We start from the raw sequence: 26,169 nt of genomic DNA on the forward strand, positions 1-26,169 counted from the left end.
ACGCTACGATCCGACGGTGTCGAAAACCGCATCCGATCCCGACCCGAGAACCGCGCTCACCGCGCTGGCGGCGGCGCGCGGCGACAGTCTGGCGGCGCTCTCGGCGATGCTCGGGCGCAACCCGGCCTATCTCCAGCAATATGTGCGGCGGGGGTCGCCGCGGGTGCTCGGCGAGCGCGATCGGCGACTGTTGTCCGCGTATCTCGGGGTGAGCGAGGGCGTTCTCGGCGCCCCGGCCGACCGCGTGGCAGCGTTCCGGATCCGCAAGCTCGACGTCGCGGCGTCGGCGGGGCCGGGCGCGCAGGTCGATGGCGAGATCGTGCTGGGGACCGATACGCTCGACCCCGGCCTCGCGCGCAGGCTCGGGCTGAAGGACGGACAGGCGGCGATCATCCGCGTCCGCGGCACGTCGATGGAGCCGGGGCTGTTCGACGGCGATCACATCGTGGTCGACACCGCCGATCGGACGCCGCGTAGCAAGGGCGGGCTCTACGTGATCCGGATCGACGATGCGGTGATGGTAAAGCGGGTAGCGCTCTCGGGCGGGAGTCTGGTGGCGACCAGCGACAATCGGGCGGCGGGGCCGGTTCCCGACGGGCCTATCGTCGTGATCGGCCGGGTCGTCTGGCAGATGCGCGAGCCGCGCTGACGGGAGAAGCTAGCGGGTCCGAGTGATCCTCCCCGCAAGGGGGGGTGGCAGGCGTAGCCTGACGGAGGGGGAGGTAGGCGCCAACCTTTGTTCCGTGTCTTCCCCCTCCGTCACCTGCGGTGACACCTCCCCCTGGCGGGGGAGGATTAGAAGTTACGCCGCCTGCGGCCGCTACTCAGGAAGAACGGATGGGGCGGCGGCGGGGCCTTTAGCGCCGGTCGCGCAACCACACCAAGACCGCCGCCGCGACGCCGATCGCGGTGCCGATCAGGAACCCCGGTGTCGCCTGACCGATCGCGAAGCCGACTCCGACGCCGCCCAGCATGCCGAGCGCGACGAGGAACCCGCCCGCGGCGCTGGGATCCTTGTGGGGGGGGAGGGTGTCGCGGGAAGTGGGATCGGCCATCGGCATGTCCTGCCACGGGCGACCGTGCGATGCCAGCCACCCCCATAGGCGCCTGCCACGCGTGATCGGTCGCGCCGACGAAACGTGGCGGAAATACGGCGTTACATACTGTTCCGCCACGACAAGCCCGGCTAGGAGCCGGACATGGTGTTCCGCGTCGGGCGAGCCGGGCCGGCCGCCGCCTTTTTCGTTCTGACGACAGCCGGGGCCGTGTCCCTGGGTGGCGTTCCGGGCGCGAGCGCGCAAACCGCGCCTGCGGTGGCACAGACTCCGGCACGCGCACCCACCGACACGCCGATGTCGCTCGACCCCAATTCGCCGCTCGCCGCGCTGCCCGATATCGGCGTCGACTGGACCGATCTCGCGTCTGCGCCGATCGATCCCGCCGCCACGGTCGCCGCCATCGATGCCAATACCGAAAGCCGCTATGCGTGGCGGATCGACGGGATCGATGGGATCAACGACACGCTGCTGCGCCAGCGCTTCGCCGCGCTCTCGACGCTCGACGCGAACGATCGCCAGGCGGCCAACGCCGCGCAACTCGATCGTCGCGCGCGCGAGGATGCCGACCTGCTCAACAGCCTGTTGCGCGCCGAGGGCTATTACGATGCCAGCGTCGTCACGCGGGTCGAGCCGGGCGCCAAGCCGATGGTCGTGCTCGCGGCGAGCCCGGGCACGCTCTACACCTTCAAGGGCGTGACGATCGACGGCATCGCCGCGGCGGGCGACAAGGCGCCGGGGCTGGTGACCGCGTTCGGCGTGAAGCCCGAGGATCCGGTCAATTCGGACGCGATCGTCGCGGGGCAGGCCAAGCTGACGACGCAGATCGGGCGCGAGGGCTTTCCGTTCGCCAAGGTCGGCGATCCGGCGATCGTCGTCGATCACGCGACCCGCACCGCGACGCTCGACCTGTCGGTGCAACCCGGCGGCCAGCGCAAGTTCGGGCAGGTCGTCGCGCTGCCCGGCAACCGCGTGTTCGGCGCGGACCATGTCGCGGAGATCGCGCGCTTCTCGCCCGGCAACGTCTATGATGCGGCGAAACTCGACGATCTTCGCCGCGCGCTGATTCAGACCAGCCTGGTCTCCGCGGTCGATCTGAAGCCGGTCCAGGGCGCGACGCCCGACACCGTCGATGTCGCGGTAAAGCTCGATCGGGCGCCGCCGCATACCGTCGCGGGCGAGCTCGGCTACGGCACGGGCGAGGGCGCGCGCGCGGAACTCAGCTGGACGCACCGCAACCTGTTCCCGCCCGAGGGCGCGCTGACGGTCCGCGGCGTGCTGGGGACGCAGGAGCAGCTCGGCTCGATCGTGTTCCGGCGCAACAATTTCCACGCGCGCGACCGGGTCCTCACGCTCCAGGCGTCCGGGGTGCACACCAACCGCGATGCGTATGACGCCAAGACCTTCTCGCTCGCCGGCAGCCTCGAGCGGCAGACCAACATCTTCTTCCAGAAGACCTGGACCTGGTCGCTGGGGGCCGAGCTGATCGCGTCGGACGAGCGCGACGTCATCGTGTCGACGGGCGACCCGCGGCGGCGGACGTTCTTCATCGGCGCGTTGCCGACCAGCCTGAACTATGACGGGTCGGACGATCTGCTCAATCCGACCAAGGGGTTCCGGCTCGGCGGGCGGCTCAGCCCCGAGGTGTCGCTGCAGGGCGCGGTGTTCGGCTATACGCGCACGCAGTTCGACGGCAGCGTCTATCAGCCGTTCGGTGACAGCGTGGTGCTCGCCGCGCGCACCCGGCTCGGCACGATCGTCGGCGCGCCGCGCGATCAGGTGGCACCGTCGCGGCGCTTCTATGCAGGCGGCGGCGCGTCGGTGCGCGGCTATGGCTATCAGTCGATCGGCCCGCGCGATCCCAACAACGATCCGATCGGCGGCCGCAGCCTGACCGAATTCTCGATCGAGGCGCGGATCAAGGCGTTCGGCAATTTCGGCATCGTGCCGTTCCTCGACGCGGGCAACATCTATACTTCGCCGCTGCCCAAGTTCACCGGGCTGCAATATGGCACCGGGATCGGCGTGCGCTATTATTCGAACTTCGGCCCGATCCGGCTCGACGTCGGCACGCCGATCAACCCGCAGCCGGGCGACAGCCGCATCGCGGTGTACGTGTCGCTGGGGCAGGCGTTTTGACCGAGGACGCACCCGTTCCCCGGCGTGGCGTTCGGTGGTGGCGCTGGATCGTCGGCGCAATCGCCGGGCTCATCGCGATCCTGGGCGCGGCGCTTCTGATCGTCGATACCGATATCGGGCACCGCTTCGTTGCGGACCGGATCGCGGCGATCAGGACCGCCAACGGCCTGCGCTTCACGGTCGGGCGGATCGACGGATCGCTGTACGGCGATACGCGGCTTGCCGATCTGCGCGTGTATGATCTCGAGGGACTCGTGTTTGCGGCGCCCAACGTCACGCTCGACTGGTCGCCGTTCGACTGGTTCTCGAACCGGCTCGAGATACGCCGGCTGATCGTCGATCGCGCGGTGCTGACGCACACGCCGCGCACCCGGCCGTCGAAGACGCGCGGACCCATCCTGCCCGAGTTCGACATCCATATCGGCACGCTGTCGGTCGGGCGGCTGACGCTGGCCAAGCGCGTGCTGGGGACCGAGCGGGTCGCGCAGGTCGCGGGACGGGCGGACATCCGCGCGGGCCGCGCGCTGGTCGATCTGAAGGCGCGCGTTGCGGGCAGCGACAATCTGAAGCTGCGGATCGACGCCGAACCGGCGCGCGATCGCTTCGATATCGACGTCGCGGCGCGCGGGGCCGCGAATGGCGTGCTCGCGCGGATGGTCAGGGCGAAGGGCCCGGTCGCGCTGGCGGTGACTGGCGATGGCAGCTGGGCCAAATGGACCGGGCGCGCCAACGGCATGATCGGCGCGACCCGAGTCGTCGATCTCGCGCTGGCGCAGGTTGCCGGGCGCTACACGCTGTCGGGTACGCTCGCGCCGTCGTCGCTGCTGAAAGGGCGGCTGCAACGGCTGACCGCACCGCGCGTGCTGGTCGCGGGCAGCGCGACGTTCGCCAGCCGCCGGCTCGAGGGGCAGCTCTCGCTGCGCACGCCTGCCCTGGCGGTCGATACGACGGGCATTGTCGACCTGGGGGCGAACGCGTTTCGCGACGTGCGGATCAAGGCGCGGCTGCTGAAGCCGCCCGCGCTGTTCGACAATATGAGCGGGGCGATGGTCGAACTCCGCGCGATCCTCGACGGACCGTTCGCGACCGCGTCGTTCGACTACCGGATCGACGCGCGCCGCTTCGCCTTCGACCAGACCGGGTTCGAGGATGCGCATGCCGCGGGCAAGGGGCGCCTGTCCGCCGCGCCCGTGACGGTGCCGATCCGCTTCACCGCCGCGCGCGTGACCGGGGTCGGCGCGGTCGCGGGGGGGATCCTGCGCAACCTGTCGGTCGACGGTCAGCTCCGCGTGACGCCTACGCTGCTCACTGGCGATGCGCTCCGGCTGCGGTCCGACAAGCTTACGGGCAGCATCAACCTGATCGTCGATCTGCGCAACGGCCAGTTCGAGGTGGGCGTCAATGGCGGGCTCGGCCGGTATTTGATCCCCGGGCTCGGCATCGTCGACGTGAAATCCACGTTGCGAGTCGTGCCCGGCCCGAACCGCAAGGGCACGCGCGTGATCGGGCAGGGCAGCGCGCAGATGGTGCGGCTGGACAACGCGTTCTTCCGCAGCCTTGCGGGTGGTCTGCCGCGGATCACCACCAATCTCGAACGCACCACGGACGGCGTGCTGCACTTCACCAACCTGGTGCTGACCGCGCCACAGATCCGGCTGACCGGCAACGGCTATCGCCGGCGCGACGGGACGTTCCACTTCGAGGGCGGCGGGCGCCAGCAGACCTACGGCCCGGTGACGCTGAATCTCGATGGTCAGATCGAGAAGCCGACGCTCGACCTCCTGTTCGCGAGCCCCAACGCGACGCTCGGCCTGTCGAACGTCCGCGCGCATCTCGATCCGACGCCGCAGGGCTTCGCGTTCACCGCGGCGGGCGGATCGCGGCTCGGGCCGTTCACCAGCAACGGCGCGATTCTGCTGCCGCCGGGCGCGGGGGCGACGATCCAGGTCGCCGCGCTGAACGTCGCCGGCACGCGCGCGAGCGGCAACGTCGCGGTCGTCGATGGCGGCTTTAACGGGCAGCTGGCGGTCGCCGGCGGGGGCGTCTCGGGCGAACTCCTGTTCCGCCCGGTCGGCCAGATCCAGCGGATCGAGGGGCATCTCGCCGCCAGGGGCGCGACGCTCGACACCGTCGTGCTGCGCCAGGGCAAGCTCGATTTCGTCACCTTGCTCGATCCTGCCGGCACGTCGATCGAGGCGACCGCGACGGGGCTTGGGCTGCGGCGGGGTACGCTGAGCCTTGCGCGTTTCAACGGCAGTGCCTCGCTGCGCGGCGGCGTCGGCACGATCCGTGCGTCGATCGCGGGGTCGCGCGGGCGGGCGTTCGACATCCAGAGCGTCACGCAGGTCACCGCGACCAGCTATGCGATCGCGGCGCAAGGCACGTTGGACGGCCGCCCGCTGAAGCTGTTGACCCCCGCTATCGTCATGCAGGCGGAGGATGGCTGGCACCTCGCGCCGACCAAGCTCAGCTTTTCGGGTGGCGAGGCGCAGATCGGCGGGCTCTTCACGTCGGCCAGCACCGCGATCGATGCGAGCCTGACGCGGATGCCGCTTGCCATCCTCGACATCGCCTATCCCGGACTCGGCCTCAGCGGGAGCGCGTCGGGCAGCGTCAGAGTCGCGACCGCGAACGGCGCCGCGCCGACCGGCAAGGCGAACGTGACGATCCGCGGTCTCAGCCGCGCCGGCCTCGTCCTGTCGTCGCGCCCGATCGACGTCGGTGTCGCGGCGGTACTCTCGCCCGACAAGCTCGGCCTGCGCGCGGTCATCGCATCGGGCGGCAAGACGATCGGGCGCGCGCAGGCTCAGCTATCTCCGCTGGGGCCGGGAGATTTCGCGTCCCGCATCAGCAACGCGCGGCTGTTCGGGCAGCTGCGCTACAGCGGCCCCGCCGATACGCTGTGGCGGCTCACCGGAGTCGAATTGTTCGACCTGTCCGGCCCGGTCGCGATCGGCGCGGACGTCGTCGGCACGCTCGCCAACCCGACGCTGCGCGGGGTCGTCCAGGCGAACGGCGCGCGGATCGAGAGCGCGACCACGGGCACCGTCCTCACCAACGTGCAGGCAACGGGCCGGTTCGGCGGATCGCGGCTCGTGATCGACCGGTTCGGCGCGGATGCGGGCAAGGGCGGGCGAGTCACCGGCAGTGGCCAGTTCGAATTCGCCGCCGCCGCGGGGATCGGGCTCGACCTGACGCTGCAGGCCGACAAGGCGGTGATGATCAACCGCGACGATATCGGCGCGACCGTGTCCGGGCCCCTGACGTTTAAGTCGAACGGCTCGGGCGGCACGATCGCGGGCGACGTGGTGTTGAACAAGAGCCGCTACCGCCTCGGTCAGGCCACCGCCGCCAGCGCGGTGCCGCAGCTCAACATCCGTGAGATCAACCTGCCCGACGGCGGCGAGGAGGTCGCGACGCCGGCCAAGCCCTGGGCACTCGCGATCAAGGCGCGCGCGCCGAACCAGGTGATGGTCAGCGGCCTGGGGCTGACCAGCGAATGGTCCGCCAATCTCCAGATCGCGGGCCAGCCCGAAAACCCCGCGATCACCGGCCGCGCGACGCTGATCCGCGGCGATTACGAGTTTGCCGGCCGCCAGTTCGAACTCGCCCGCGGCGTCATCCGCTTCGACGGGCAGGTGCCCGCCAACCCCGCGCTCGATATCGAGGCGAACGCGGATTCGACCGGGCTCAGCGCGTCGATCCGGGTGACCGGCTATGCGCTCAAACCCGAGATCGGCTTCACCAGCACGCCCGCGCTGCCCGAGGACGAACTGCTCTCGCGGCTGTTGTTCGGCACCTCGATCACCAATCTGTCCGCGCCCGAGGCGTTGCAGCTGGCCGCGGCGGTGGCGGCGTTGCAGGGGGGCGGCAATGGCCTGAACCCGATCAACGCGGTGCGTCGCGCCGCCGGGCTCGACCGCCTGCGAATCCTGCCCGCCGATCCGCAGACCGGGCAGGGCACGTCGATCGCGGCGGGCAAATACGTCACGCGCCGGCTGTATGCGGAGATCGTGACCGACGGGCAGGGCTATTCAGCGACGCAGGTCGAGTTCCAGGTCACGCGCTGGCTGTCGCTGCTGTCGAGCATTTCCACGCTCGGCCGGCAGAGCGCGAACGTTCGCGTGTCGAAGGATTATTGACGGATGATCGCGCGCGTCCGTTTCGCTAGGGGAGGCCAATGAAGCCCGTCATCTTCGGCCTGTCCGGCCCCGTCCTCACCGCCGCCGAGCGCGCGTTCTTTGCCGCGTGCGAGCCCGCGGGCTACATCCTGTTCAAGCGCAACATCGTCGACCGCGGGCAGGTCCGCGCGCTGACGGATTCGCTGCGCGCGCTGGCGGGTCGCGACGATCTGGCGATCCTGATCGACCAGGAGGGGGGCCGCGTCGCGCGGATGGGGCCGCCCGAATGGCCGGCGTTTCCGGCGGGGCCGGTGTTCGATGCCGCCTATGAGCGCGCACCGATGACCGCGATCCAGGCGGCGCGCGCGAACGGGCAGGCGCTGGGGGTGATGCTCAGCGAGGTCGGCATCACCGTCGACTGCGCGCCGCTGCTCGACGTGTCGCAGCCCGATACGACCGAGGCGGTCTCCTGTCGCACTTACGGGTCGGACCCGATGCGCGTCGCGGCGCTGGGGCGGGCTATGCTGGAGGGGCTGGCCGAGGGCGGCGTCGTCGGGATCGTCAAGCACATGCCCGGCCATGGTCGCGCGAAGCTGGACACGCATCATCACCTGCCGACCGTCACCGCGACCGACGCCGAGCTCGCGGTCGACCTCGAACCCTTCCGCACGCTCAATCAGGCGCCGATGGGGATGACGTCGCACATCGTGTTCGACGCCTGGGATGCGGACCGCCCCGCGACCTTGTCGCCGATCGTGATCGATCGGATCATTCGCGACCGGATCGGGTTCGACGGGCTGTTGATGACCGACGATATCGACATGAAGGCGCTGTCGGGGACGGCGGGCGACAAGGCGGCAGGCGCGATCGCGGCGGGGTGCGACGTCGTGCTCGATTGCTGGGCGCGCATGGACGAGATGGTCGAGATCGCCGACCGGCTCGCGCCGATGGCTGCCGTGTCGCGCGCGCGGCTTGATCGCGCGATGGCGTCGGTCGGCACCGCCAACGGCAATCTCGCGGCGCTCATCGCCACGCGCGACGCTTTGCTAGAGGCGTCGCGCGCGGCGTAGCGGGCGGCCGGGGCAGCGTTAGAAGGACTCGAACCCGTCGTCGTCGAACGCGCCGGCATCCGCCATGGCGGGGACCTTCGCCGCCGGCACCCGAGCTTCACGCTGTGGTGAGTTCGCCCGAAGCGCCGCTCGGCCAGCCCCGTACCCGCTCGCGAACCGGCTCGCCTGTCCTGACGACGCGCCAACGCGGAACTTCGCGGCCTGTTCGGTCAGCGCGGCGACCTCCGAGGTGAGGTTGCGCGCGGCGGCCGAGGTCTGCTCGACCATCGCCGCGTTCTGCTGCGTCGCCTGATCCATCGCGGTGACCGCGGTGCTGATATCGGTGATCGCGGTCGACTGCGCGCGGTTGTCGTCGGCGATCTCGGCGAGCAGCGTGTGCACGCCGCGGACATCCGCCGAGATTGCCGACAGGGCACCGTCGACGCGCTGCACGCGTTCCACCGCGGTGCCGATATCGGCCTGCGTCGCGGTCAGCTGGTCGCGTGCGCGTCCGGCCTCTTCCTCGGCGCGCATCGCCAGCGCGGATACGAGATCGGCGACGACCGCGAACCCGCGTCCCGCCTCGCCCGCACGCCCCGCCTCGACTGCGGCGTTCATCGCGAGCACGCGCGTCTGGAACGCGATCTTGTCGAGCCCCTCGATCACGCTGTCGATGCCCTTCGCGCTTTCGCTGACCCGGGTCATCGCCTGGACTGCCTCATCGGCGATCTCGCGTCCGCCGGCGACCGTGGCGATCGCGCCGTCCGCGCGCTCGACGGTCTGCCCGGCGGCGACCGCGGTCGCCTGCAGGCGCTGGTCCATCTGCGCGATCGCGGCGGCGGTCTCCTCCAGGCTGGCGGCATTGCCTTCGGTGCGGCGGGCGAGATCCTCGCTCGCCTGCGCGATCTCCTGCGATCCGGTGCTGATCATCATCGTCCCCTGCGCGACCGAACCGATCAGCCCGCGCAGGCTGTCGATCGCGCTGTTGAAATTATCCTTCAGCCCGGTGAACGGCGCGTGGAGATCGGCGACGATCTTGGCGGTCAGGTCGCCATCCGCCAGCGCAGTGAGGCCCGTGCCCAGGCTGTCGACGATCAGCGCGGCCTGCGCCTGTTTCGCTGCCTCGGCCGCCTGCAACTGGTTGCGGAACGCGAGCATCGCCTTGGCCATGTCGCCCAGTTCATCGCCGCGATCCGCGCCCGTCACCTCGGCGGCGAGGTTCCCGTCGCCGAGTTCGCGCATCGTGTCTGCCAGCACGATGATCGGCTGGACGACGCGGCGCACCGCCAGCACGACGAAGGCGATCGTGCCGGCAATGCCGATCGCCAGCGTGATGACGAGAAGGATCATCGCGATCTGGCCGATTCGCTTCGCATCATCCGCGGACCGCTGCGAATTCGCCTCGATCGCCTCCGACGCCGCCCCCATCGCAACCTCGAGATGGCGGAACTGTACGAAGAATCCGGGCAGCATGGCGCGCGCGGTGTCCGGACGGCGCTCGATGCGATCGATGATCTGCGTGGCGGACCGGACATACGCCTCCATCGGCGCTGCCAGTTTCGAGGTGACCGCAGCGACCGAGGCGTCGCCGGTATAAGCCGAGTCCGCGGCGATGCCCTTGCGCAGCTCGACGAGATGGCCGCGGAAGTCGGTCAGGATGTCGGTGCTCTTGAGCGTGCTGCCCGGCTCCGCGGCCTGGAACGCGGCCAGTACGTCGCTGCGGATGGCATCGTGCATCATGTCCGCGCCCTCGTGGTTGGCGAACAGCGCGGCTGCCGTGGTCTGGCGCTGCAGCGCGGCCGTCTGCATCCAGGCGGCGACGATGCCGGTCGCGCCACAGAGCAGCATCAGTCCGAACAGGACCGCTCCTGAAATACGAATGGCACGGTTCAGCGACATCGCATCGCGCGCTCTGGACTTCGAGTGTGACATGTTTTGGCGACCTCTTCCGGACTCGGGCAAAATTACAATCCTATAATAGGACAAGCTCGATTGGCCGGAGGATAGCGCGTGAATATTGTGGCAGTGTCTCGATTTGCCCTGCCGGCACTTTTACTGTCGGCGGCCTGGACTCATCCGGCTGCCGCGCAGTCCGACGCACTTGAATCCGCGCCCCGCGCCGTCACGGTCGAGGGGCGGTACGTCCTTGATCTGATGGGCAACGTCGCGGGCGGGGACAAGCGAGGTGCGCGTGTGCTGGGCAATGCCGAGCTGACCGCGGATGGCGATCTGGACCGGCTGGCGGGCTGGGGCGGCGCGCGCGCGCATCTGCATCTGCTGGGCAATCATGGCGGGGCGATCAACGCGCTCGCGGGGACGTTGCAGGGCGTCGACAATATCGAAGTCGCCGAGGGCCGCGCCAAGCTGTACGAGGCGTGGGTCGAGCAGGACATTGCCGGTGGTCGTGCGGCATTGCTGGTGGGACTGTCCGACCTGAACGTCGATTTCTACCAGAATGATTCGGCGGGGCTGTTGGTCGCGCCGGCGTTCGGCATCGGGTCTGAACTCGCGGCGACCGGTCCCAACGGGCCGTCGATCTTTCCCTCGACCGCGTTGACGATGCGGCTGAACGTGGCGATCGCCAGTTCGGGCTATATCCGCGCGGCGGTCGTGAATGCGCGCGCGGGCGTGCTGGGCGATACCGCGGGGATCGACTTCGGGATGCACGACGGCGCGCTGCTGATCGCCGAGGCGGGGACGCGAACGAACGGCAAGCTGGCGATCGGCGCCTGGGGCTATACGCGGCATCAGGACGACATGGCGGCGTGCGACGGCAGCGGCGTGCCGCTCCGGCGGACCGCAGCAGGCGCCTATGTCCTGATCGACCAGCATCTGTCGGGTGACGAGCATCACGGTGTCGATCTCTTCTTTCGCGCTGGCGTGTCGGAAGGGCGGACAACGCCGTTCCGCGGCGGATTCCAGCTGGGTCTGCTCGCGAACGGGCTCGTTCCGGGCCGCCCCGACGGCCAGCTGTCGGTTGGCCTCGCACAGGGCCGGTTGTCGAATGCGTTCCGCCGCATGCGCCGCGATTCGGGCGGGTCCGCCGATGCCGCCGAGACGGGCGTCGAACTCACCTATCAGGACAAGGTGGCGCCGTTCCTGTCGGTCCAGCCCGACGTCCAGTATATCCGTCGCGCGTTCGCCGATGGTGGGCGCAAGTCGGCCCTGGTGGTCGGCTTTCGCCTGATCGCTGCCTTCTCCCGCTGAAGATCGCGCCGACATCCACCGCTGCCCAATCGAATGCGATGCTGTACCGTCGGGCGATGGACGACGCACAACTGACGCTGGAGCTGGACGGGTGGGAAGGGCCGCTCGACCTTTTGCTGACGCTCGCGCGCGGGCAGAAGGTGGATTTGCGGCGGATCTCGATCCTGGCGCTGGCCGAGCAGTATCTGGGCTATGTCGAGTCCGCGCATGCGCTCAAGCTGGAACTGGCGGCCGATTATCTCGTGATGGCGGCGTGGCTCGCCTATCTGAAATCGGCGTTGCTGCTGCCGCGCGATCCGCTGGCCGAACCCGATCCGGAGGCACTGGCGGTCAGGCTGCAACGGCGGCTCGAGCGGCTGAGCGCGATGCGAGAGGCGGGCGCGCGGCTGATGGCGGGCGATCGCAGCGGCCGCGACGTGTTCGCGCGCGGCGCCCCCGAAGGCTTGCGGACGGTGCGCAAGGCGGTGTGGCAGGCGGGGATCTTCGACCTGATCACAGCCTATGGCCGGATCTCGGCGCGGACCCGGCCGGTGATGCACGTCGTCGCCGATCGCGAGGTGATGACGTTGGAGGCGGCGCTCGACCGCGTCTCGACGCTGGTCGGCGAACGGATCGACTGGAGCGCGATCGAGAGTTTCCTGCCCGAGGCGGGCGAAAGGCTGCGTCGCTCCGCGCTCGCGTCGAGCTTCGTCGCGGCGCTCGAACTCGCGCGGCAAGGGCGGATCGAGCTGCGCCAGGCCGAGCCGTTCGCGCCGCTCTATCTGCGCGCCCGCGCATCGTGACGCCGCCTGACGACTTCACCCGTGCGGTCGAGGCGGTGCTGTTCGCCGCCGATGCGCCTCTGACCGTCGATCTGATTCGCGCGCATGTCGGGGCAGGCGACGTCCGCGCCGCGCTGAATCGGCTCGTCGACGACTATGCGGGCCGCGGGATCGCCATCGTCCAGCGCGGCGATCGGTGGCAGTTCCAGACCGCGCCGGAGATGGCGCACATGCTCCGCCGCGATCGCGAAGAGCCGCGCCGGCTCAGTCGCGCAGGGATCGAGACGCTGGCGATCATCGCCTATCACGAGCCGGTCACGCGCGCGGAGATCGAGGCGATTCGCGGCGTGCAGATCTCGAAGGGGACGCTCGACGTGCTGATGGAGGCGGGTTGGGCGAAACCGGCGGGGCGGCGCGAGGTGCCCGGGCGACCGCTGATGTTCGCGACGACGCCCGAATTCCTCGTCCATTTCGGCCTGACGAGCCGCCGCGACCTGCCGGGGATCGACGATCTGCGCGCCGCGGGGCTGCTCGATCCGGTCGATCTCGCCTTCGATCGGCTCAACGACGGTGAAGATGGCGAGGTGGCTGGCAATGCGGCGGGATGAGGCTTAGATAGGGTTCAGTTTCCAGGAGAATTGCCATGGGCGGTTTTAGCCCGATTCACTTGCTTGTGCTCGCGGTCGTCGCGATCCTCCTTCTCGGCGGTGGCCGATTCTCGAACCTGATGGGCGACGTCGCCAAGGGCGTGAAGAACTTCAAGAAGGGCATGTCCGAGAACGACGACGAGACGCCCGCCAAGCCTTCGGCACGGATCGAAGCGCAGAAGTCGGCCGATCCCGCGTTCGACCGCGACGGCAATCGCGTCCGCGACGACCGTCCTGCCTGAAGCCGGCGGACTTGAAGACTTTAGATAGGCGCGGCTGAATGTTCGATATCGCGCCCTCCGAGTTTCTGCTCGTGGCTTTCGTCGCGCTGGTCGTGATCGGCCCGAAGGATCTGCCAAAGGCCATGCGCGTGGTCGGCTATTGGGTCGGCAAGGCGCGTGGCGTCGCGCGGCAGTTCCGTTCGGGTTTCGATTCGATGGTCCGCGAGGCTGAACTCGAGGAAATGGAAAAGCGCTGGGCGTCGGAAAACGAACGCATCATGCGCGAGCATCCACAAACGGGTGCGGCCGCGGACACCACGCAGGTCGTGCATTCGCCGGAGACGGAGGAGCATCGCCGCGATTATCGCTCGATCGACGAGGTCGACGATCATACGAGCGAGCCGGTGATGGTCGAAAAGCCTGTGGTCGCCCCGGCACCGACGCACGCATCGCCGGCGGCGGAGGAAACGTCCGTCGGCGAGCGCGGTCCCGACCCGGTCGAGGCACCGGTGGCTGCCCCGGCAGCACCCCATCCCGACGACAAGACCGGCAAGTCCGACGTAGCGTCATCGTGAGCGCTCCCCGCGGGATTGCCCCCCATAGCGCCGAAAGCACAGCATGAGCGAGATCGACGAAAGCCGGGCACCGTTGCTCGACCATCTGATCGAGCTGCGGCGGCGGCTGCTCTATTGCATCGCCGCGCTGGTCGTGACGTTCGGGATCGCGATGTATTTCGCCGAGGATATCTTCGGCTTCCTCGTTCACCCGCTGCTCGCGGCGGGGCAGAACAAGGTCATCTATACCGAGATATTCGAGGCGTTCTTCGTCCAGATCAAGGTCGCGTTCTTCGCCGCTATGATGTTGTCCTTCCCGGTGATCGCGAACCAGCTTTGGCAGTTCGTCGCGCCCGGCCTGTACAAGAAGGAGAAGCGCGCGCTCCTGCCGTTCATCCTCGCCACGCCGGTGCTGTTCCTGACCGGCGCGGCCATGGCGTATTACGTCGCGATCCCGATGGCGCTGCACTTCCTGCTCGGGTTCGACGGGATGGTCGGCGGCATTCACCGCGAGGCGCTGCCCGCGATCGGCAATTACCTGTCGTTCACGATGCAGTTCCTGTTCGGCTTCGGCATATCGTTCCTGCTGCCCGTCCTGCTGATGCTGCTCGAGCGGGCCGGGATCGTCACGCGCAAGCAACTGATCGGCGCGCGGCGCTATGCAATCGTCGCGGCGTTCGCGATCGCCGCGGTGCTGACTCCGCCGGATATCGGCTCGCAGCTGCTACTCGCGATCCCGCTGGTGATCCTGTACGAGCTGGCCCTAATCGGGATTTGGTTCACCGAACGCAGCCGCGCCAAGGCCAAGGCCGATGAGGGTGACGGCGAGAGCGACTCCACGGATCTCGTCGAGCGCTGATACGAAAACGGGATCCGGTGCGCGTGCACCGGACCCCGTGTCCTTACCAATAGCGCGAATGGCTTACTTGGCGTTATCCGCGGTCTTGGCGACAGTCTTGCCTGCCGAAGCCACGTCCTTGCCTGCACCCTCGACCGTGTTGCATGCCGACACCATCAGAGCGCTGGCCACAATCGCCAGACCAACCAACTTACGCATGATAATTCCTCCTAGCATAGGCACGAATGCCACCGGAGGTGAAATGATCGGGATCGCGGTTCGTTCCTGACAAACCGCACAATTTCCGTAGGCTGGGCGCGGTGCACCCGGCGATACCAGCAAAACGATAAAGGCCCGGACGTATCACCAGGGGGGGGGAAGAGTGATGCGTCCGGGCCTATGACTTGGACAGCGAGAGCGGGGGGGCATAAAGTCGCTGTCCGAAACATCCAACGGCGATCGCGGTAAAGTGTTCCGGGGTTCCGCAGATCATTTGAAAAAAACTAGAGTCAAACAAACGGTAACTGTAATTCGCCTGCTCTAGATTAATCGCGCCCCTTGATCGCGAACGCAATCTCGTACGCCCCGACCAGCGGATCGTGATGCAACGGGGATCGTAGCTGGCGTGACAGGCCCTCCATGACGCGGCCATACCGCGTTGCCGCTTCGCGCAGGGCGTCGCTCTCGACCAGCGCGCGCGAGACGACACGCAGCAGCGCGCGGTCGGGCGTGTCGGCGGGCTTTACGACGATCCGGATCTGCGCCGCGGGGTCGCACGACATCGCCAGCTCGATCGTCTCGGTCGCGAGGAACGCGATCGCCACGGCGACGTCCTGGTTGACCAGATACGGGTCGATATCGAGCGTTATGCCAAGTCCGTGCGAGCGATCCGACGCGGTCGCGCGAATGTTCGCGGACAATTCGCCGATCATCGTCCGCAGGTTGAGCCCGCGATTTTCCTCGAGCTCGGCGAAATGGTTGCGGTGGACCACCGCGAGAGCGTCGACTCGACGCTGGATCGAGGCATAGGCCGCAGTTGCGTCCGCGCTTGGTGCGCTGCGCGCGTGAAAATTGATGAGGCTGGAGATGACCTGCAAGTTGTTCTTTACCCGGTGATGGACTTCGCGGGTCAGCTTGGTCTGGCGGACCAGCCCTTCGGCCAGGCCGGCTTCGTGGAGCGCAACGGTCTGGCTGATCGCCTGGAAGGTCTCGCCGAGATCGCGGATCTCCTGCGCGGGCAACGTGCGGACCGCGCCGAGATCGAGCGTCTCGCCAGGCGTGAACGCGGCGACCGCGCCGCGCAGGCGGCGCAGCGGACGGATAAGCAGGCGGTCCACCACGAACCACGCAATGCTCGCCGCGGCGATCCACATCAGCAGCGGGAGGAGCATCGCGACCACGAGCGACGAGGTTACCGGTGCGCTGCGGATGCTCGTGCGCAGACCGATCCCGGCGACGCCGAGATCGGTGCGCATCGTCTCCATGCGATCGAGCGGGCGTTCGTCGGGAATAGTCTCCAGCGTCAGCGCGTCCTCGTCGAGCACCAGCGCACTGCTGAACGTCAGCGCACGGCTGGAGGGGCGGCCGATATTGCGGAGGAAGGACTGGGGGAAATAGGCGCGGGCAAAGGTGTCGCCGCTCGGCCCCGAGATCGCCAGCACGAGGCCGCGATGCGGGATGATGTCCGCGGTGATCGGCATGTCGACCTGGCGGAAGGCAGCGGACATCGGGATCGGCGTCCCGCAGAGGACGGCACCTTCGCGGTCGGTGATCACGAACCGTGTGCCAGCAGAGGATTGTTGCGCGAACACGCCCTGCGCCCTTGCACAGCTCGGCGCGTCGGCGGGATCGTTGCCCAAAGCGTTTACCGCCACGCGAAGCGCGGTCATGTCGCCGACGAGTTCGATCGCGATCGCGCGTGCGCTTTCGTTGGCGGTCACGCGCAGGCGCGCGCGGGCCTCGGTATCGGCAAGCCGGGTCGTCTGGAATGTCGCGAAGACGGCGATCAACGCGAGCGGCAGCAGCGCTGCGCTCAGGATCAGGAACAGCTTGGCACCGGTCGGCAGCCGTCCCATCGCCGAGATCAGGCGTGGCTCAGCCGATCCGACGGGGGTACCGTTGGCGTCTGTCGCAGCGATCGGGACGGGTTCTTGAGTGTGCGGCGAGGCCATCCGGCCCGCGCTCAGTCGAGCTTGCCGAGGAGGTCGAGCAGATCGTCCGGAATCGCCTCATCGACGGTCTTCTGGTAAACCGAGCGAAGAGCCGAGCCCATTTGCTGATCCTTGTCCGGCACCTTGGCGGACTTGGAGGCAGGCACCGTCTTTTCCGTGTCGTGGCCCAAACTCAAAACTTCCCCCTGCACGACGCAACGCTGATCATCTGGTATACCGTGTCACAAATAGACGAAATCCTTGCCTGTCCAGACAAAGTCTGACGGGGTCCGGATTCGCCAATGATGTCGGTGAAACCAAACTCGCTCTCGTTAGTTCCATGTACAAGCGAAAATCGAACCTTCGTATCCCGACGACGCGCGCAACCCGCCGGCGCAGCGGAGACGGGGGTGCTTTTTCGGCTACCGCCATTGCAATGACGCGAGCCACCCGACACATGAGGGGCCGCGTAGGATCAGGGAGTATTCGTTACCCATGTCGCTTGGACAGCAACTCGCACCGCATCTTCCCTTCTTGCGGCGCTACGGCCGGGCCCTGACCGGCAGTCAGATGCACGGTGACAAATATGTGCGCGCGACGCTCGAGGCGATCGTTGCCGCACCGGAAGAATTTCCGCGCGACGTCGATCCCCGGCTCGGCCTGTACCGCATGTTCCAGGTCATCTGGAACTCGGCCAATTTCGACGAGGTCGCTGACGAGAGCGTTCAGGAGTCCGGCGGTCATGAGGCGGTTGCTCGTGCGCGTCTCGCTCGGATGACCCCGCTGTCGCGCCAAGCGCTGCTGCTGACCGCAATGGAAGGCTTCACGCCCGAGGACGCCGCCTATCTGATCGAGGTGGAGTCGAGCGAAGTCGACGATCTGGTCGCCGAGGCACTACAGGAGATCGAAAGCCAGACTCGCGCCAAGGTCCTCATCATCGAGGACGAGCCGATCATCGCGATGGATATCGAGACGATCGTTCGCGACCTGGGTCATGACGTTACCGGCGTTGCCGTCACGCGCGACGAGGCGGTTGCACTGGCGATGGAAACGCGGCCGGGCCTCGTGCTTGCCGATATCCAGCTTGCCGACGACAGCTCGGGTATCGACGCGGTCAAGGATATCCTTGCCGAGTTCGAGGTTCCGGTGATCTTCATCACTGCGTTCCCCGAGCGCCTGCTGACCGGCGAGCGCCCCGAGCCGACGTTCCTGATCACCAAGCCGTTCCAGCGGTCCACCGTGAAGGCCGCGATCAGCCAGGCGCTGTTCTTCGACCAGGCGACCGTTCCCGTCGTCTGATCGCAGCGGGGCTTGCCTCGCGAAACCAATGGGTTGATCGCGCGGCCATAACACTGCATCTTGGGTTCGCTTCCGTAAATGGTTGCGGACCCAAAACGGTTTTCGGGGGTTTAACTCGACATGGCTGACCCGAACGAACGCATCCACATCTCGACCGAAGAGGCCCGCGCAGGCTCGACGCCGCACATGACGCGATATATTCTCGTCATCTCGCTCGTGCTGATCATCGCGATTTTCGGCTTTCTTATTATACGCTGACATAAGTTAAGCGCCGGCGTATAGGTTCGGCGTTGCGAGTGCTTATGTTCGCCCACACAAGGCGACGTGTGATCGAGGCCATGCCTGACGGTGTGCTGTCGAGATCATGATCGAAACTGACAGGATTTTCATGGTTCAGCCTGCTCCCCATACCGATGGCGAGGACGATATCGACGAAGTCGTCGCACCGGTGGAGCATGTCTCGCTGTCCGACGCCGAGTTCAAGGTCCAGCTGGCGCAGGTGATCCCGCATCTGCGCGCGTTCGGGCGCTCGCTGTCGGGTAGCCGCGATCTTGCCGACGATCTGGTGCAAGAGACGTTGCTGAAGGCTTGGGCGGCGCGGTTGCGCTTCCAGGCAGGCACGAACATGCGCGCATGGACCTTCATCATCCTGCGCAACCTGTATCTCTCGCAGATGCGTCGTGCGCGCTTCAAGGGCGAGTGGGACGATCTCGTCGCTGATCGCATTCTCGCCGCGCCGGCGAGCCAGGATCGGCATGTCGAGCTCGGTGATATGCAGCGTGCGCTGATGCACCTGCCGCAGCCACAGCGCGAGGCACTGATTCTCGTCGGGGCAGGTGGCTTTGCGTATGAAGAGGCGGCCGAGATCTGCAACGTCGCAGTCGGCACGATCAAGAGCCGCGTCGCACGTGGCCGTGTCGCGCTCGAGACGATCCTTACGGACGGATCACTGCCGTCGCGTCGTGATCATGAAACCGATACCAGCAAGACGGCGCTTGATTCGATCATGGGTGATGTTGAGCATCTGAGCCGCGGTCGCTGATGTCTTGGCGCCGCGCTCGTCGCGGCGGCTGTCTATACCTAGTCTAGCGAGCGCACGGTTTTAGTGCGCGACCCCGTCGAGCGAGCGCAGCAGGCAATCGATATCCTGCGGCAAGCGCGCACTATGGCTGAACGCGTCACGTAGCGAATGGCCGATGACGTCGGTCGGACGAGGACGACGAACGACCTGTTGGCCGCTTGTGTCGGGTTTGATGGTGAGGAACGAGTACGTCATGCCGCTAATAACGAGCTCATGGCGAATTCGTTGCTTTCATATGTCAAGTAACACTTGACTGCGATACTATTCTGCGATGACCGGCATGAATACTGAACAGGTGATAAACAGCGCCGTGGATCGCGCTCGGCAATGGTCGCCCTTCCTGTCGATGATCCTCGATCGCGAGGCCGCGCTCGCCGCGTCGCTGTCCGACGGGCAGCTCGATCTGACGCTGTCGAGCGCGACCCCCGATATGCCGGTGGCCAAGCGGCTGAGGCTCGAACGCCGTGCGATGGCGCTCAACGTCGCGATCGGCGACCTTGCGGGGATCCTCGATCTCACCGCGGTGACCGGCGCGCTGACCCGGTTTGCCGATTATGCGCTCGACACCGCGATCCGGACCGCGATCGAGGAGCGGACGCCCGGCGCCGAACCGGTCGGCTTCACCGCGATCGCGCTCGGCAAACAAGGCAGTGGCGAGCTCAACTACTCGTCCGACATCGATCCGATCCTGCTGTTCGATCCGCTGACTCTGCCGCGCAAGCCGCGCGAGGAGCCCGAACAGGCCGCGGTGCGGATCGGCAAGCGTGTCGTCGAACTGCTCCAGGCGCGCGATGGCGACGGCTATGTGCTGCGAGTCGACCTTCGCCTGCGACCCTCGCCCGAAATTACGCCGATCGTCCTGCCGGTCGAGGCCGCGATCGGTTATTACGAAGCGCAGGCGCTGCCCTGGGAGCGCGCGGCGTTCATCCGCGCCCGCGCCGCCGCTGGCGACATCGGGCTCGGCCAGGGCTTTCTCGATGCGATCCGACCGTTCGTTTGGCGGCGCACGCTCGATTTCGGCGCCATCCGCGAGATTCGCAGCATCTCTGCGCGCATCCGCGATCACCATCTGCAGGGCCAGGCCTTTGGCCCCGGCTACGACCTCAAGCGCGGGCGGGGCGGCATTCGCGAGGCAGAGTTCTTCGCACAGATCCACCAGCTGATCCATGGCGGGCGCGATCCGACGGTCCGCGCGCCCGCGACACGTGATGCGCTCGCCCGTCTGGCGGAGGCGGGGTGGATCGGCGGCGAGGAAGCGCGTGCGCTGACCGATGGCTACACGCTGTTGCGGACGATCGAGCACCGCGTCCAGATGATCGACGACCGGCAGACGCATGCGCTGCCGACCGGCGACGCGCTCGACCGCGTGGCGAGGCTGCACGGCGTGGAGGATGCGGGCGCGTTGCTCGCCCTGCTGGCGCCGCGGGTGGCGGCGACGGGGCGGATCTACGATGCGCTCGACGACACAGTCCGGCCTGCCTTCTCGCACGATCCGGTGACGCTGGAGGCCGACCTCGCGGCCGCCGGGTTCGTTGCGCCCGAGCCCGCACGGCAGCGGATCGAGGCGTGGCGCGCCGGCGCGTATCCAGCGCTGCGCAGTCCCGCCGCGCGCGAGGCGCTGGAGGCGGTGCTGCCGACCCTGGTGACCGCCTTTGCCACCGCGCCGGTTCCGCAATCGGCGCTGTTGCGGCTCGATGCGTTGCTCGAACGTCTGCCCAGCGCGATCAACATCTTCCGCCTGCTCGAGGCGCGGCCGGGACTGGCGACGTTGCTGGCCGCGATCCTCAGCCATGCGCCGACGCTTGCCGACGATCTGGGGCGTCGGCCGACGTTGCTCGACGGGCTGATCGATGCGACCGCGTTCGCACCGGTGGGCGATATCGCGGCGCTGGAGACCGCGATGCGCGCGGACGATGCGGGCAGCGATTACCAGGCGCGGCTCGATCACGTGCGCCGAGTCGTCGGCGAGTTGCGGTTCGCGCTCGGTACTCAGATCGTGGCGGGCGCCTCCGATCCGCTGCATGTCGCGGCCGGCTATGCGCGCGTCGCGGAGGCGGCGATCGGCGTGCTCGCGGGCGCAACCATTGCGGAATTCGCCAAGGCGCACGGGACGGTGCCGGGCAGCGAGCTCGTCATCCTGGCGCTCGGCCGGATGGGCGGCGCGATGCTCACGCACGCGTCCGATCTCGACCTCATCTATCTGTTCACGGGCGATTTCGCCGCGGAATCGGATGGTCCCAAACCACTCGGCGCGACGCTCTATTACAACCGCCTCGCGCAGCGCGTGACGGCTGCGCTGTCGGTCGCGACCGCGGCGGGCCCCCTCTACCAGATCGACACGCGGCTGCGGCCGTCGGGCGGGCAGGGGCCGCTGGTCGTGACGCTCGACAGTTTTGCGCGCTACCAGCGCGACGATGCCTGGACGTGGGAGCATATGGCGCTCACCCGCGCGCGCGCGGTATTCGGATCGACCGGTGCGCAAGACGCGGTGGCCGCGATCATCCGCGGCGTGCTCGAAGGGGAGCGGCCGGTGCGGGACGTGGTCGCCGATGCCAGGTCGATGCGCACCGAGATGGCCGCGCACAAACCGCCCGCGGGACCGCTCGATGCCAAGCTGCTTCCGGGCGGCCTGGTCGATCTCGAATTTGCGGTGCACGTCGTCCAGCTCGTGAACCGAGCGGGGTTCGATCCCAATTTGGGGACCGCGATCGATCGGCTGGTCGAGCAGGGGCTGGCTCCGCCTGCACTACGTGCCGCGCATGATGTGCTGACCCGGCTGCTGGTCACGCTGCGGCTGGTGGCGCCCGATGCGACGCCGCCGGGTCCTGCGACCGAAGCACTGATCGCGCGCGCGATCGGCGTGGCGGATTGGGCGGCGGTTGTTGCCACGCTCGAATCGACCCGGCAGGAGGTTCGCGGTTTCTGGATGCAGGCGACGGGAGAGCAGCATGGATGACGGTTCGACGATACCCGATGTGACGGTGACGATCGACGACGCCGTCGTGTCGCTGGCGACGCTCGGCAGGCCGCTGGTGGTGTATTTCTACCCGAAGGACGACACGGCGGGCTGCACCACCGAAGCGAAGGACTTTTCCGCGCTGGCCCACGCGTTCGGGGCCGCCGGCGTGACGGTCGTTGGGGTATCGAAGGATACGCCTGCGTTGCATGCCAAGTTCACTGCCAAGCATGGCCTTTCCGTACGCTTGGGCAGCGATGTCGAGGGCGCCGCGTGCGAGGCGTTCGGCGTCTGGGTCGAGAAGGCGATGTACGGCCGCAAATATATGGGGATCGAGCGCGCGACCTTCCTGTTCGGAGCCGACGGGACGCTGGCAAAGGCGTGGCGCAAGGTCCGCGTTCCCGGCCATGCGGAGGCGGTTCTGGCAGCCGCAAAGGCACTCTGAAGACTAGGTAGTAACACATGGAGATTCGCCGACATTTCGCGCCGAAGATCCGCGGTCTCATCCTGTTCCACGGCAATCGTATCGATTCGCTTCAACTCGCCGCAACAACCTGCCGCTCCGCCGCGCGGATGGCGCAATGCTATTGCTCGGGGCAGTGGGATCCGGCCTAACCCACAATGTCTGGTGCGCGGAGGGGCTGCGAGTCAGGACAGAGTTTCGGAGCCGTCCGCTGCAAAAGCGAACGGCCCTGCATTTTTTTGTCGGGGACCAATGGTCGATTTTACCGGTGCAGCGATCGTGACCCGTCTCAAGGGCGTGATCGTGGTGTATAAGGCGTTTACGGGTCGCCGGTTGGCAATGGCCGCGACGGTGATGGGTCTGGCCGCTTTCGGCGCCACGGCCGAGGCGCAGGTCGCGCCGCACGCGACCGCGGAAAAGGTCGCTTACCGCACGGTCGAGACCGGCAAGGGCGGCCCGATGATCGCCGCCAACACCGAAGAGGCAAGCGCCGATCTGCGCGCCGACGCGCAGTTCCGCACCTTGTTCCAGACCTGGAAGAAGCTCGACGCCACGCAGCAGGGCGTGATCGCGATCCCGTCGGTGCAGCCGGTTCACTCGCTCTCGTTCACCAGCAATTTCGGTATTCGTTCGGATCCGTTCCGCGGCACCGCGGCGATGCATGCCGGCGTGGACATTCCCGGCCCGATCGGCACGCCGATCTACGCGACCGCCGATGGCGTCGTCGCGCATGCGGGACGCCAGGGCGGGTATGGCAACATGGTCGAACTGAGCCACGGCAAGGGCATCGCCACCCGTTACGGCCATCTCTCGAAGATCCTCGTCGCCGACAATACGCGCGTCACCCGCGGGCAATTGATCGCGCTGATGGGCTCGACCGGCCGTTCGACCGGTTCGCATCTTCATTACGAAGTCCGCATCGACGGCCACGCCGTCAACCCGATCCCGTTCCTGACGACGGCGGATTACCTGCTCGCGGCACAGGATCGCTCGGTCAACGCGATCCCGGTATCGACCGGCGGCCCCGCCGCGCAGGACTGATACGGGCACAAGCCCTCGCCAAACCTAACCCGTCACCCCAGCGAAAGCTGGGATCTCCCTCCACGGGGACGGACAACCAGTATAAGACAGCGGCGCCCCGGCGAGCCAGCCCTCCGCCCGACGGGCAAGCCCAAGGTTGCCGCGGATAGCGCAACCTCCTATCTCCAGCCCATGGCAACGCTGGCTCCCGACATCATCCTCACCCCCTCCGCCGCGGCGCGCGTCGCCGCGATCGCCGTCAAGCAGGGGAAGCCGGCGATCCTCCGGCTCTCCGTCGACGGTGGCGGCTGTTCGGGGTTCCAGTATAAATTCGGGTTCGCCGATGCGGTGGAATCGGACGACGTGATCGCCGAGCGTGACGGCGTAAAGCTGGTCGTCGACAGCGTGAGCATCGATCTGGTCCGCGGGTGCGCGGTCGATTATGTCGAGTCGCTCGCCGGCGCCGCGTTCAAGGTCGAGAACCCCAACGCCGCCTCGGGCTGCGGCTGCGGCTCCAGCTTCTCGGTCTGAGTTTTCCATGAAAATCGTCACGTACAACGTCAACGGCATCAAGGCGCGACTGCCGCGGCTGATCGAATATCTCGTCGAAGAGCAGCCCGACATCGTCTGCCTCCAGGAACTCAAGTCAAGCGACGACACCTTCCCGATCGCCGATATCGAGGCGGTCGGCTATGGTGCGGTCTGGCATGGGCAGAAGGCGTGGAACGGCGTCGCGATCCTCGCCAAGGGGCGTACGCCCGACGTCCGCCAGCGCGGTCTCGACGGGGAGCCCGAGGACGAGCACAGTCGCTATATCGAGGCGGAGGTCGACGGCCTGGTCGTCGCCGCGCTCTATCTGCCCAACGGCAATCCGCAACCGGGGCCCAAATTCGACTATAAACTGCGCTGGATGGACCGCCTGGCCGCGCGGGCGCGCGTGCTGCTGGCTGAGGAAGTGCCGGCGATCCTCGCAGGCGACTATAACGTGATCGCCAATGACGACGATACCTACTCGGTGCGCGCGATGCAGGACGATGCGCTGATGCAGCCCGAAAGCCGCGAGCATTATCGCGCGCTCGTGGCGCAGGGCTGGACGGATGCGCTGCGCACGCAGTTTCCGAAGGGCGGCGTGTGGACGTTCTGGGACTACCAGGCAGGCGCGTGGCAGCGCGATGCAGGCTTCCGCATCGACCATCTGCTGCTCAGCCCGCAGGCTGCCGACCGGATGATCGATGCCGGCGTCGACAAGGCGTATCGCGGCCGCGAAAAGGCCAGCGATCATGCGCCGACCTGGGTCCGCTTGCGGTGAGGCGGGCGCTGATTGGCGTCGTGCTCGCCAGCCTGGGTTTCGCCGGTGCGGCCGCGGCGCAGGAGCGAGACTATTGCCCCGACCGGCCTGGCATCGATACGCCGGCCTGCACGATCGCACCGGGTCGGATCTCGGTCGAGACCTCGCTGGCCGACTGGACGCGTGACGACCAGCCCGGATCGCTCGAGGACAACATCCTGTTCGGCGACACGCTCGTCCGCGTCGGCGTCAGCGATACAATCGAAGCGCGGATCGGCTTCACGCCGTTCGGCCATGATCGGATGCGCGATTCGACCGGGGTCGAGTCGGTCGACGGGATCGGCGACGTTTCGCTGGGCATCAAGGCGAACCTCCTTCACCCCGACGGATCGGACCTGTCGGTATCGGTCCTGCCGTTCGTAACGCTGCCGGTTGGGCGGTCCTCGATCGGTGCGGGTGATTGGGGGGCGGGGTTTCTCGTCCCCGTAACCTACGAACTGTCGGATGCGGTGTCGCTCGACCTGACGCCCGAGATCGATGCGGCGGTCGACGAGGACGGCAATGGCCGGCATCTCGCCTATAGCGCGACCGCCGGCCTCTCGGTGAAGGTTTCCAAGGCGTTCACGCTGACCGGCGAGCTGCAGGCGCTGCGTGACGATGACCCCGATCAGCATGCGACGCAGGGCGTGGCGGCGCTGTCGCTGGCATGGATGGCGAACGACGATCTGCAGTTCGACATACTGGGTGCGGCCGGGCTGACCGCCGATACGCCCGATGCCCGGCTCTATGCCGGTATATCGCGGCGGTTCTAGATGCTCGTCGGCCTGCTCCTGCTGCAAGCGGTAGCAGGGCCGCCGCTCCCGCCCGAACTGCGCAGGCGCAGGCCGCGTGCGACGATGCCGTGCCCGGTCCAGGCCGATCCCGATGGCGATATCGTCGTCTGCGCGCGGCCGACCGACCAGCGGCTCGCGACGCTTGCCGAGCCGGTTCAGCCTCCGCGTTCCGATCCGCTGTCGTTCCGCCTGCCAGGCGGGGGCAGGGGGAACGTCCACGCGATCCGTACCGAGTTGCCCGGTGCGGTCGGACAGGGGGTAGCGGTGACGCTCAGGATTCCGTTCGGCAGGGGCAAGAAGGAGCGAAAATAACGCGACGCGGAAGTCCCACCGCCCCGGCGAAGGCCGGGGTCCAGCTGGGGGACGCGGGTAACGACCGACAGCCCCAAGTTACTTCCGCCGTCCCAACTGGACCCCGGCCTTCGCCGGGGGGGGGCGACCAATCCCGACGCATCCGATGTCACGCGTCGGCAGGCTCGATACTTTC

Annotated in this window: 26 protein-coding genes and 1 pseudogene; 21 read left to right on the forward strand and 6 right to left on the reverse strand. The window is 67.5% G+C overall.

All coding sequences use genetic code 11. The features are described 5' to 3' along the window. The first annotated feature begins 16 nt into the window (after positions 1 to 16). Positions 17 to 649 (forward strand): S24 family peptidase, encoded by a 633-nt coding sequence (locus EV283_RS15500; RefSeq protein WP_242615999.1) that lies wholly within the window; start codon positions 17 to 19, stop codon positions 647 to 649. A 208-nt stretch (positions 650 to 857) separates the two neighbouring features. Here the strand turns inward: EV283_RS15500 and EV283_RS15505 are convergent, their stop codons facing one another. Then, a complete protein-coding gene (locus tag EV283_RS15505; protein ID WP_130326813.1) occupies positions 858 to 1,055 on the reverse strand; it encodes a hypothetical protein in 198 nt (65 codons plus the stop codon). Between the two features lie 144 nt (positions 1,056 to 1,199). Here EV283_RS15505 and EV283_RS15510 point away from each other — a divergent pair, with 144 nt between their 5' ends. Genes EV283_RS15510 through EV283_RS15520 form a run of 3 tightly spaced genes read left to right on the forward strand, consistent with a single transcriptional unit; the run spans position 1,200 to position 8,385 of the window. Next, a complete protein-coding gene (locus tag EV283_RS15510) occupies positions 1,200 to 3,194 on the forward strand; it encodes an autotransporter assembly complex family protein (protein WP_130326815.1) in 1,995 nt (664 codons plus the stop codon). Then, positions 3,191 to 7,336 carry a translocation/assembly module TamB gene (locus EV283_RS15515; protein ID WP_130326817.1) on the forward strand — a complete coding sequence of 1,382 codons (4,146 nt, stop codon included), beginning with the start codon at positions 3,191 to 3,193 and terminating at the stop codon, positions 7,334 to 7,336. Before EV283_RS15510 ends, EV283_RS15515 begins: the two co-directional genes overlap by 4 nt. A 38-nt stretch (positions 7,337 to 7,374) precedes the next feature. Continuing rightward, entirely contained in the window at positions 7,375 to 8,385 is a 1,011-nt protein-coding gene (locus EV283_RS15520) for a glycoside hydrolase family 3 N-terminal domain-containing protein (RefSeq protein ID WP_130326819.1), read from the forward strand. A gap of 18 nt (positions 8,386 to 8,403) precedes the next feature. Here EV283_RS15520 and EV283_RS15525 read toward each other — a convergent pair whose 3' ends face one another. Further along, entirely contained in the window at positions 8,404 to 10,296 is a 1,893-nt protein-coding gene (locus EV283_RS15525) for a HAMP domain-containing methyl-accepting chemotaxis protein (RefSeq protein WP_130326821.1), read from the reverse strand. A 93-nt stretch (positions 10,297 to 10,389) separates the two neighbouring features. On the opposite strand from EV283_RS15525, the gene EV283_RS15530 reads away from it, so the two are divergent. From EV283_RS15530 to tatC, 6 genes are read left to right on the forward strand one after another with little or no spacing between them, the layout of a single operon-like run. Next, positions 10,390 to 11,571, forward strand: coding sequence for a carbohydrate porin (locus EV283_RS15530; RefSeq protein ID WP_242616000.1), 1,182 nt, complete (start codon positions 10,390 to 10,392; stop codon positions 11,569 to 11,571). Between the two features lie 56 nt (positions 11,572 to 11,627). After that, entirely contained in the window at positions 11,628 to 12,353 is a 726-nt protein-coding gene (locus EV283_RS15535) for a ScpA family protein (protein ID WP_130326823.1), read from the forward strand. Then, positions 12,350 to 12,940 (forward strand): SMC-Scp complex subunit ScpB, encoded by a 591-nt coding sequence (scpB, locus tag EV283_RS15540; protein WP_130326825.1) that lies wholly within the window; start codon positions 12,350 to 12,352, stop codon positions 12,938 to 12,940. The genes EV283_RS15535 and scpB overlap by 4 nt, the downstream gene beginning before the upstream one ends. 35 nt (positions 12,941 to 12,975) lie before the next feature. Then, the gene (locus tag EV283_RS15545; protein WP_056416986.1) at positions 12,976 to 13,221 is read left to right on the forward strand and encodes a Sec-independent protein translocase subunit TatA; all 246 of its coding nucleotides are present in this window, start codon (positions 12,976 to 12,978) and stop codon (positions 13,219 to 13,221) included. Positions 13,222 to 13,259: 38 nt separating this feature from the next. After that, a complete protein-coding gene (tatB, locus tag EV283_RS15550; protein WP_130326827.1) occupies positions 13,260 to 13,775 on the forward strand; it encodes a Sec-independent protein translocase protein TatB in 516 nt (171 codons plus the stop codon). A 43-nt stretch (positions 13,776 to 13,818) separates the two neighbouring features. Beyond that, on the forward strand, positions 13,819 to 14,613 hold the full coding sequence (gene tatC / locus EV283_RS15555) for a twin-arginine translocase subunit TatC (protein WP_130326829.1): 795 nt from the start codon (positions 13,819 to 13,821) through the stop codon (positions 14,611 to 14,613). 63 nt (positions 14,614 to 14,676) lie between these two features. Here tatC and EV283_RS15560 read toward each other — a convergent pair whose 3' ends face one another. From EV283_RS15560 to EV283_RS19490, 3 genes are all read right to left on the reverse strand, one after another. Next, positions 14,677 to 14,811, reverse strand: a complete 135-nt coding sequence (locus tag EV283_RS15560) for an entericidin A/B family lipoprotein (protein WP_056055798.1) — start codon at positions 14,809 to 14,811, stop codon at positions 14,677 to 14,679. A gap of 326 nt (positions 14,812 to 15,137) precedes the next feature. After that, a complete protein-coding gene (locus tag EV283_RS15565) occupies positions 15,138 to 16,667 on the reverse strand; it encodes a sensor histidine kinase (RefSeq protein ID WP_056416992.1) in 1,530 nt (509 codons plus the stop codon). A 107-nt stretch (positions 16,668 to 16,774) separates the two neighbouring features. After that, on the reverse strand, positions 16,775 to 16,954 hold the full coding sequence (locus EV283_RS19490) for a NepR family anti-sigma factor (RefSeq protein WP_056416995.1): 180 nt from the start codon (positions 16,952 to 16,954) through the stop codon (positions 16,775 to 16,777). Positions 16,955 to 17,237: 283 nt separating this feature from the next. On the opposite strand from EV283_RS19490, the gene EV283_RS15570 reads away from it, so the two are divergent. The 3 genes from EV283_RS15570 (at position 17,238) to EV283_RS15575 (ending at position 19,083) form a co-directional block, all read left to right on the forward strand. After that, a complete protein-coding gene (locus EV283_RS15570; RefSeq protein ID WP_130326831.1) occupies positions 17,238 to 18,041 on the forward strand; it encodes a response regulator in 804 nt (267 codons plus the stop codon). Between the two features lie 120 nt (positions 18,042 to 18,161). After that, positions 18,162 to 18,299 carry a hypothetical protein gene (locus tag EV283_RS19210; protein ID WP_056417000.1) on the forward strand — a complete coding sequence of 46 codons (138 nt, stop codon included), beginning with the start codon at positions 18,162 to 18,164 and terminating at the stop codon, positions 18,297 to 18,299. 130 nt (positions 18,300 to 18,429) lie between these two features. Further along, positions 18,430 to 19,083: a sigma-70 family RNA polymerase sigma factor gene (locus tag EV283_RS15575; protein ID WP_056417352.1), complete on the forward strand. Its 654-nt coding sequence runs from the start codon at positions 18,430 to 18,432 to the stop codon at positions 19,081 to 19,083. Between the two features lie 60 nt (positions 19,084 to 19,143). Here EV283_RS15575 and EV283_RS19215 read toward each other — a convergent pair whose 3' ends face one another. Then, on the reverse strand, positions 19,144 to 19,317 hold the full coding sequence (locus EV283_RS19215) for a hypothetical protein (RefSeq protein WP_165391800.1): 174 nt from the start codon (positions 19,315 to 19,317) through the stop codon (positions 19,144 to 19,146). A gap of 76 nt (positions 19,318 to 19,393) precedes the next feature. Between EV283_RS19215 and EV283_RS15580 the strand changes: the two genes are divergently transcribed. The 8 genes and pseudogenes from EV283_RS15580 (at position 19,394) to EV283_RS15610 (ending at position 25,994) form a co-directional block, all read left to right on the forward strand. Continuing rightward, on the forward strand, positions 19,394 to 22,078 hold the full coding sequence (locus tag EV283_RS15580; RefSeq protein WP_130326833.1) for a bifunctional [glutamine synthetase] adenylyltransferase/[glutamine synthetase]-adenylyl-L-tyrosine phosphorylase: 2,685 nt from the start codon (positions 19,394 to 19,396) through the stop codon (positions 22,076 to 22,078). Further along, the gene (locus EV283_RS15585) at positions 22,071 to 22,523 is read left to right on the forward strand and encodes a peroxiredoxin (RefSeq protein WP_130326835.1); all 453 of its coding nucleotides are present in this window, start codon (positions 22,071 to 22,073) and stop codon (positions 22,521 to 22,523) included. Before EV283_RS15580 ends, EV283_RS15585 begins: the two co-directional genes overlap by 8 nt. A 17-nt stretch (positions 22,524 to 22,540) precedes the next feature. After that, on the forward strand, positions 22,541 to 22,693 hold the full coding sequence (locus EV283_RS19220; RefSeq protein WP_165391801.1) for a hypothetical protein: 153 nt from the start codon (positions 22,541 to 22,543) through the stop codon (positions 22,691 to 22,693). Between the two features lie 298 nt (positions 22,694 to 22,991). Beyond that, positions 22,992 to 23,582, forward strand: a pseudogene (locus EV283_RS15590) (M23 family metallopeptidase); the annotation flags it as partial. A gap of 171 nt (positions 23,583 to 23,753) precedes the next feature. Then, positions 23,754 to 24,092 carry an iron-sulfur cluster insertion protein ErpA gene (erpA, locus tag EV283_RS15595; protein WP_130326837.1) on the forward strand — a complete coding sequence of 113 codons (339 nt, stop codon included), beginning with the start codon at positions 23,754 to 23,756 and terminating at the stop codon, positions 24,090 to 24,092. Between the two features lie 7 nt (positions 24,093 to 24,099). After that, entirely contained in the window at positions 24,100 to 24,870 is a 771-nt protein-coding gene (gene xth, locus EV283_RS15600; RefSeq protein ID WP_130326839.1) for an exodeoxyribonuclease III, read from the forward strand. Beyond that, positions 24,867 to 25,661, forward strand: a complete 795-nt coding sequence (locus EV283_RS15605; protein WP_207223150.1) for a transporter — start codon at positions 24,867 to 24,869, stop codon at positions 25,659 to 25,661. The genes xth and EV283_RS15605 overlap by 4 nt, the downstream gene beginning before the upstream one ends. Continuing rightward, positions 25,662 to 25,994 carry a hypothetical protein gene (locus EV283_RS15610; protein WP_130326841.1) on the forward strand — a complete coding sequence of 111 codons (333 nt, stop codon included), beginning with the start codon at positions 25,662 to 25,664 and terminating at the stop codon, positions 25,992 to 25,994. The last annotated feature ends 175 nt before the right edge of the window (positions 25,995 to 26,169 follow it).

Source organism: Sphingomonas sp. BK036, assembly GCF_004216825.1.
Classification (GTDB): Bacteria; Pseudomonadota; Alphaproteobacteria; order Sphingomonadales; family Sphingomonadaceae; genus Sphingomonas.

Excerpts from the sequence above, each read along its gene's own strand:
- EV283_RS15505 (WP_130326813.1), bottom strand. The coding sequence starts at position 1,055 with ATGGCCGATCCCACTTCCCGCGACACCCTCCCCCCCCACAAGGATCCC.
- EV283_RS15510 (WP_130326815.1), top strand. The coding sequence starts at position 1,200 with ATGGTGTTCCGCGTCGGGCGAGCCGGGCCGGCCGCCGCCTTTTTCGTT.
- EV283_RS15520 (WP_130326819.1), top strand. The coding sequence starts at position 7,375 with ATGAAGCCCGTCATCTTCGGCCTGTCCGGCCCCGTCCTCACCGCCGCC.
- EV283_RS15525 (WP_130326821.1), bottom strand. The coding sequence starts at position 10,296 with ATGTCACACTCGAAGTCCAGAGCGCGCGATGCGATGTCGCTGAACCGT.
- EV283_RS15535 (WP_130326823.1), top strand. The coding sequence starts at position 11,628 with ATGGACGACGCACAACTGACGCTGGAGCTGGACGGGTGGGAAGGGCCG.
- EV283_RS15545 (WP_056416986.1), top strand. The coding sequence starts at position 12,976 with ATGGGCGGTTTTAGCCCGATTCACTTGCTTGTGCTCGCGGTCGTCGCG.
- tatB (WP_130326827.1), top strand. The coding sequence starts at position 13,260 with ATGTTCGATATCGCGCCCTCCGAGTTTCTGCTCGTGGCTTTCGTCGCG.
- tatC (WP_130326829.1), top strand. The coding sequence starts at position 13,819 with ATGAGCGAGATCGACGAAAGCCGGGCACCGTTGCTCGACCATCTGATC.
- EV283_RS15560 (WP_056055798.1), bottom strand. The coding sequence starts at position 14,811 with ATGCGTAAGTTGGTTGGTCTGGCGATTGTGGCCAGCGCTCTGATGGTG.
- EV283_RS15565 (WP_056416992.1), bottom strand. The coding sequence starts at position 16,667 with ATGGGACGGCTGCCGACCGGTGCCAAGCTGTTCCTGATCCTGAGCGCA.
- EV283_RS15570 (WP_130326831.1), top strand. The coding sequence starts at position 17,238 with ATGTCGCTTGGACAGCAACTCGCACCGCATCTTCCCTTCTTGCGGCGC.
- EV283_RS19210 (WP_056417000.1), top strand. The coding sequence starts at position 18,162 with ATGGCTGACCCGAACGAACGCATCCACATCTCGACCGAAGAGGCCCGC.
- EV283_RS15575 (WP_056417352.1), top strand. The coding sequence starts at position 18,430 with ATGGTTCAGCCTGCTCCCCATACCGATGGCGAGGACGATATCGACGAA.
- EV283_RS19215 (WP_165391800.1), bottom strand. The coding sequence starts at position 19,317 with ATGACGTACTCGTTCCTCACCATCAAACCCGACACAAGCGGCCAACAG.
- EV283_RS15580 (WP_130326833.1), top strand. The coding sequence starts at position 19,394 with ATGACCGGCATGAATACTGAACAGGTGATAAACAGCGCCGTGGATCGC.
- EV283_RS15585 (WP_130326835.1), top strand. The coding sequence starts at position 22,071 with ATGGATGACGGTTCGACGATACCCGATGTGACGGTGACGATCGACGAC.
- EV283_RS19220 (WP_165391801.1), top strand. The coding sequence starts at position 22,541 with ATGGAGATTCGCCGACATTTCGCGCCGAAGATCCGCGGTCTCATCCTG.
- erpA (WP_130326837.1), top strand. The coding sequence starts at position 23,754 with ATGGCAACGCTGGCTCCCGACATCATCCTCACCCCCTCCGCCGCGGCG.
- xth (WP_130326839.1), top strand. The coding sequence starts at position 24,100 with ATGAAAATCGTCACGTACAACGTCAACGGCATCAAGGCGCGACTGCCG.
- EV283_RS15610 (WP_130326841.1), top strand. The coding sequence starts at position 25,662 with ATGCTCGTCGGCCTGCTCCTGCTGCAAGCGGTAGCAGGGCCGCCGCTC.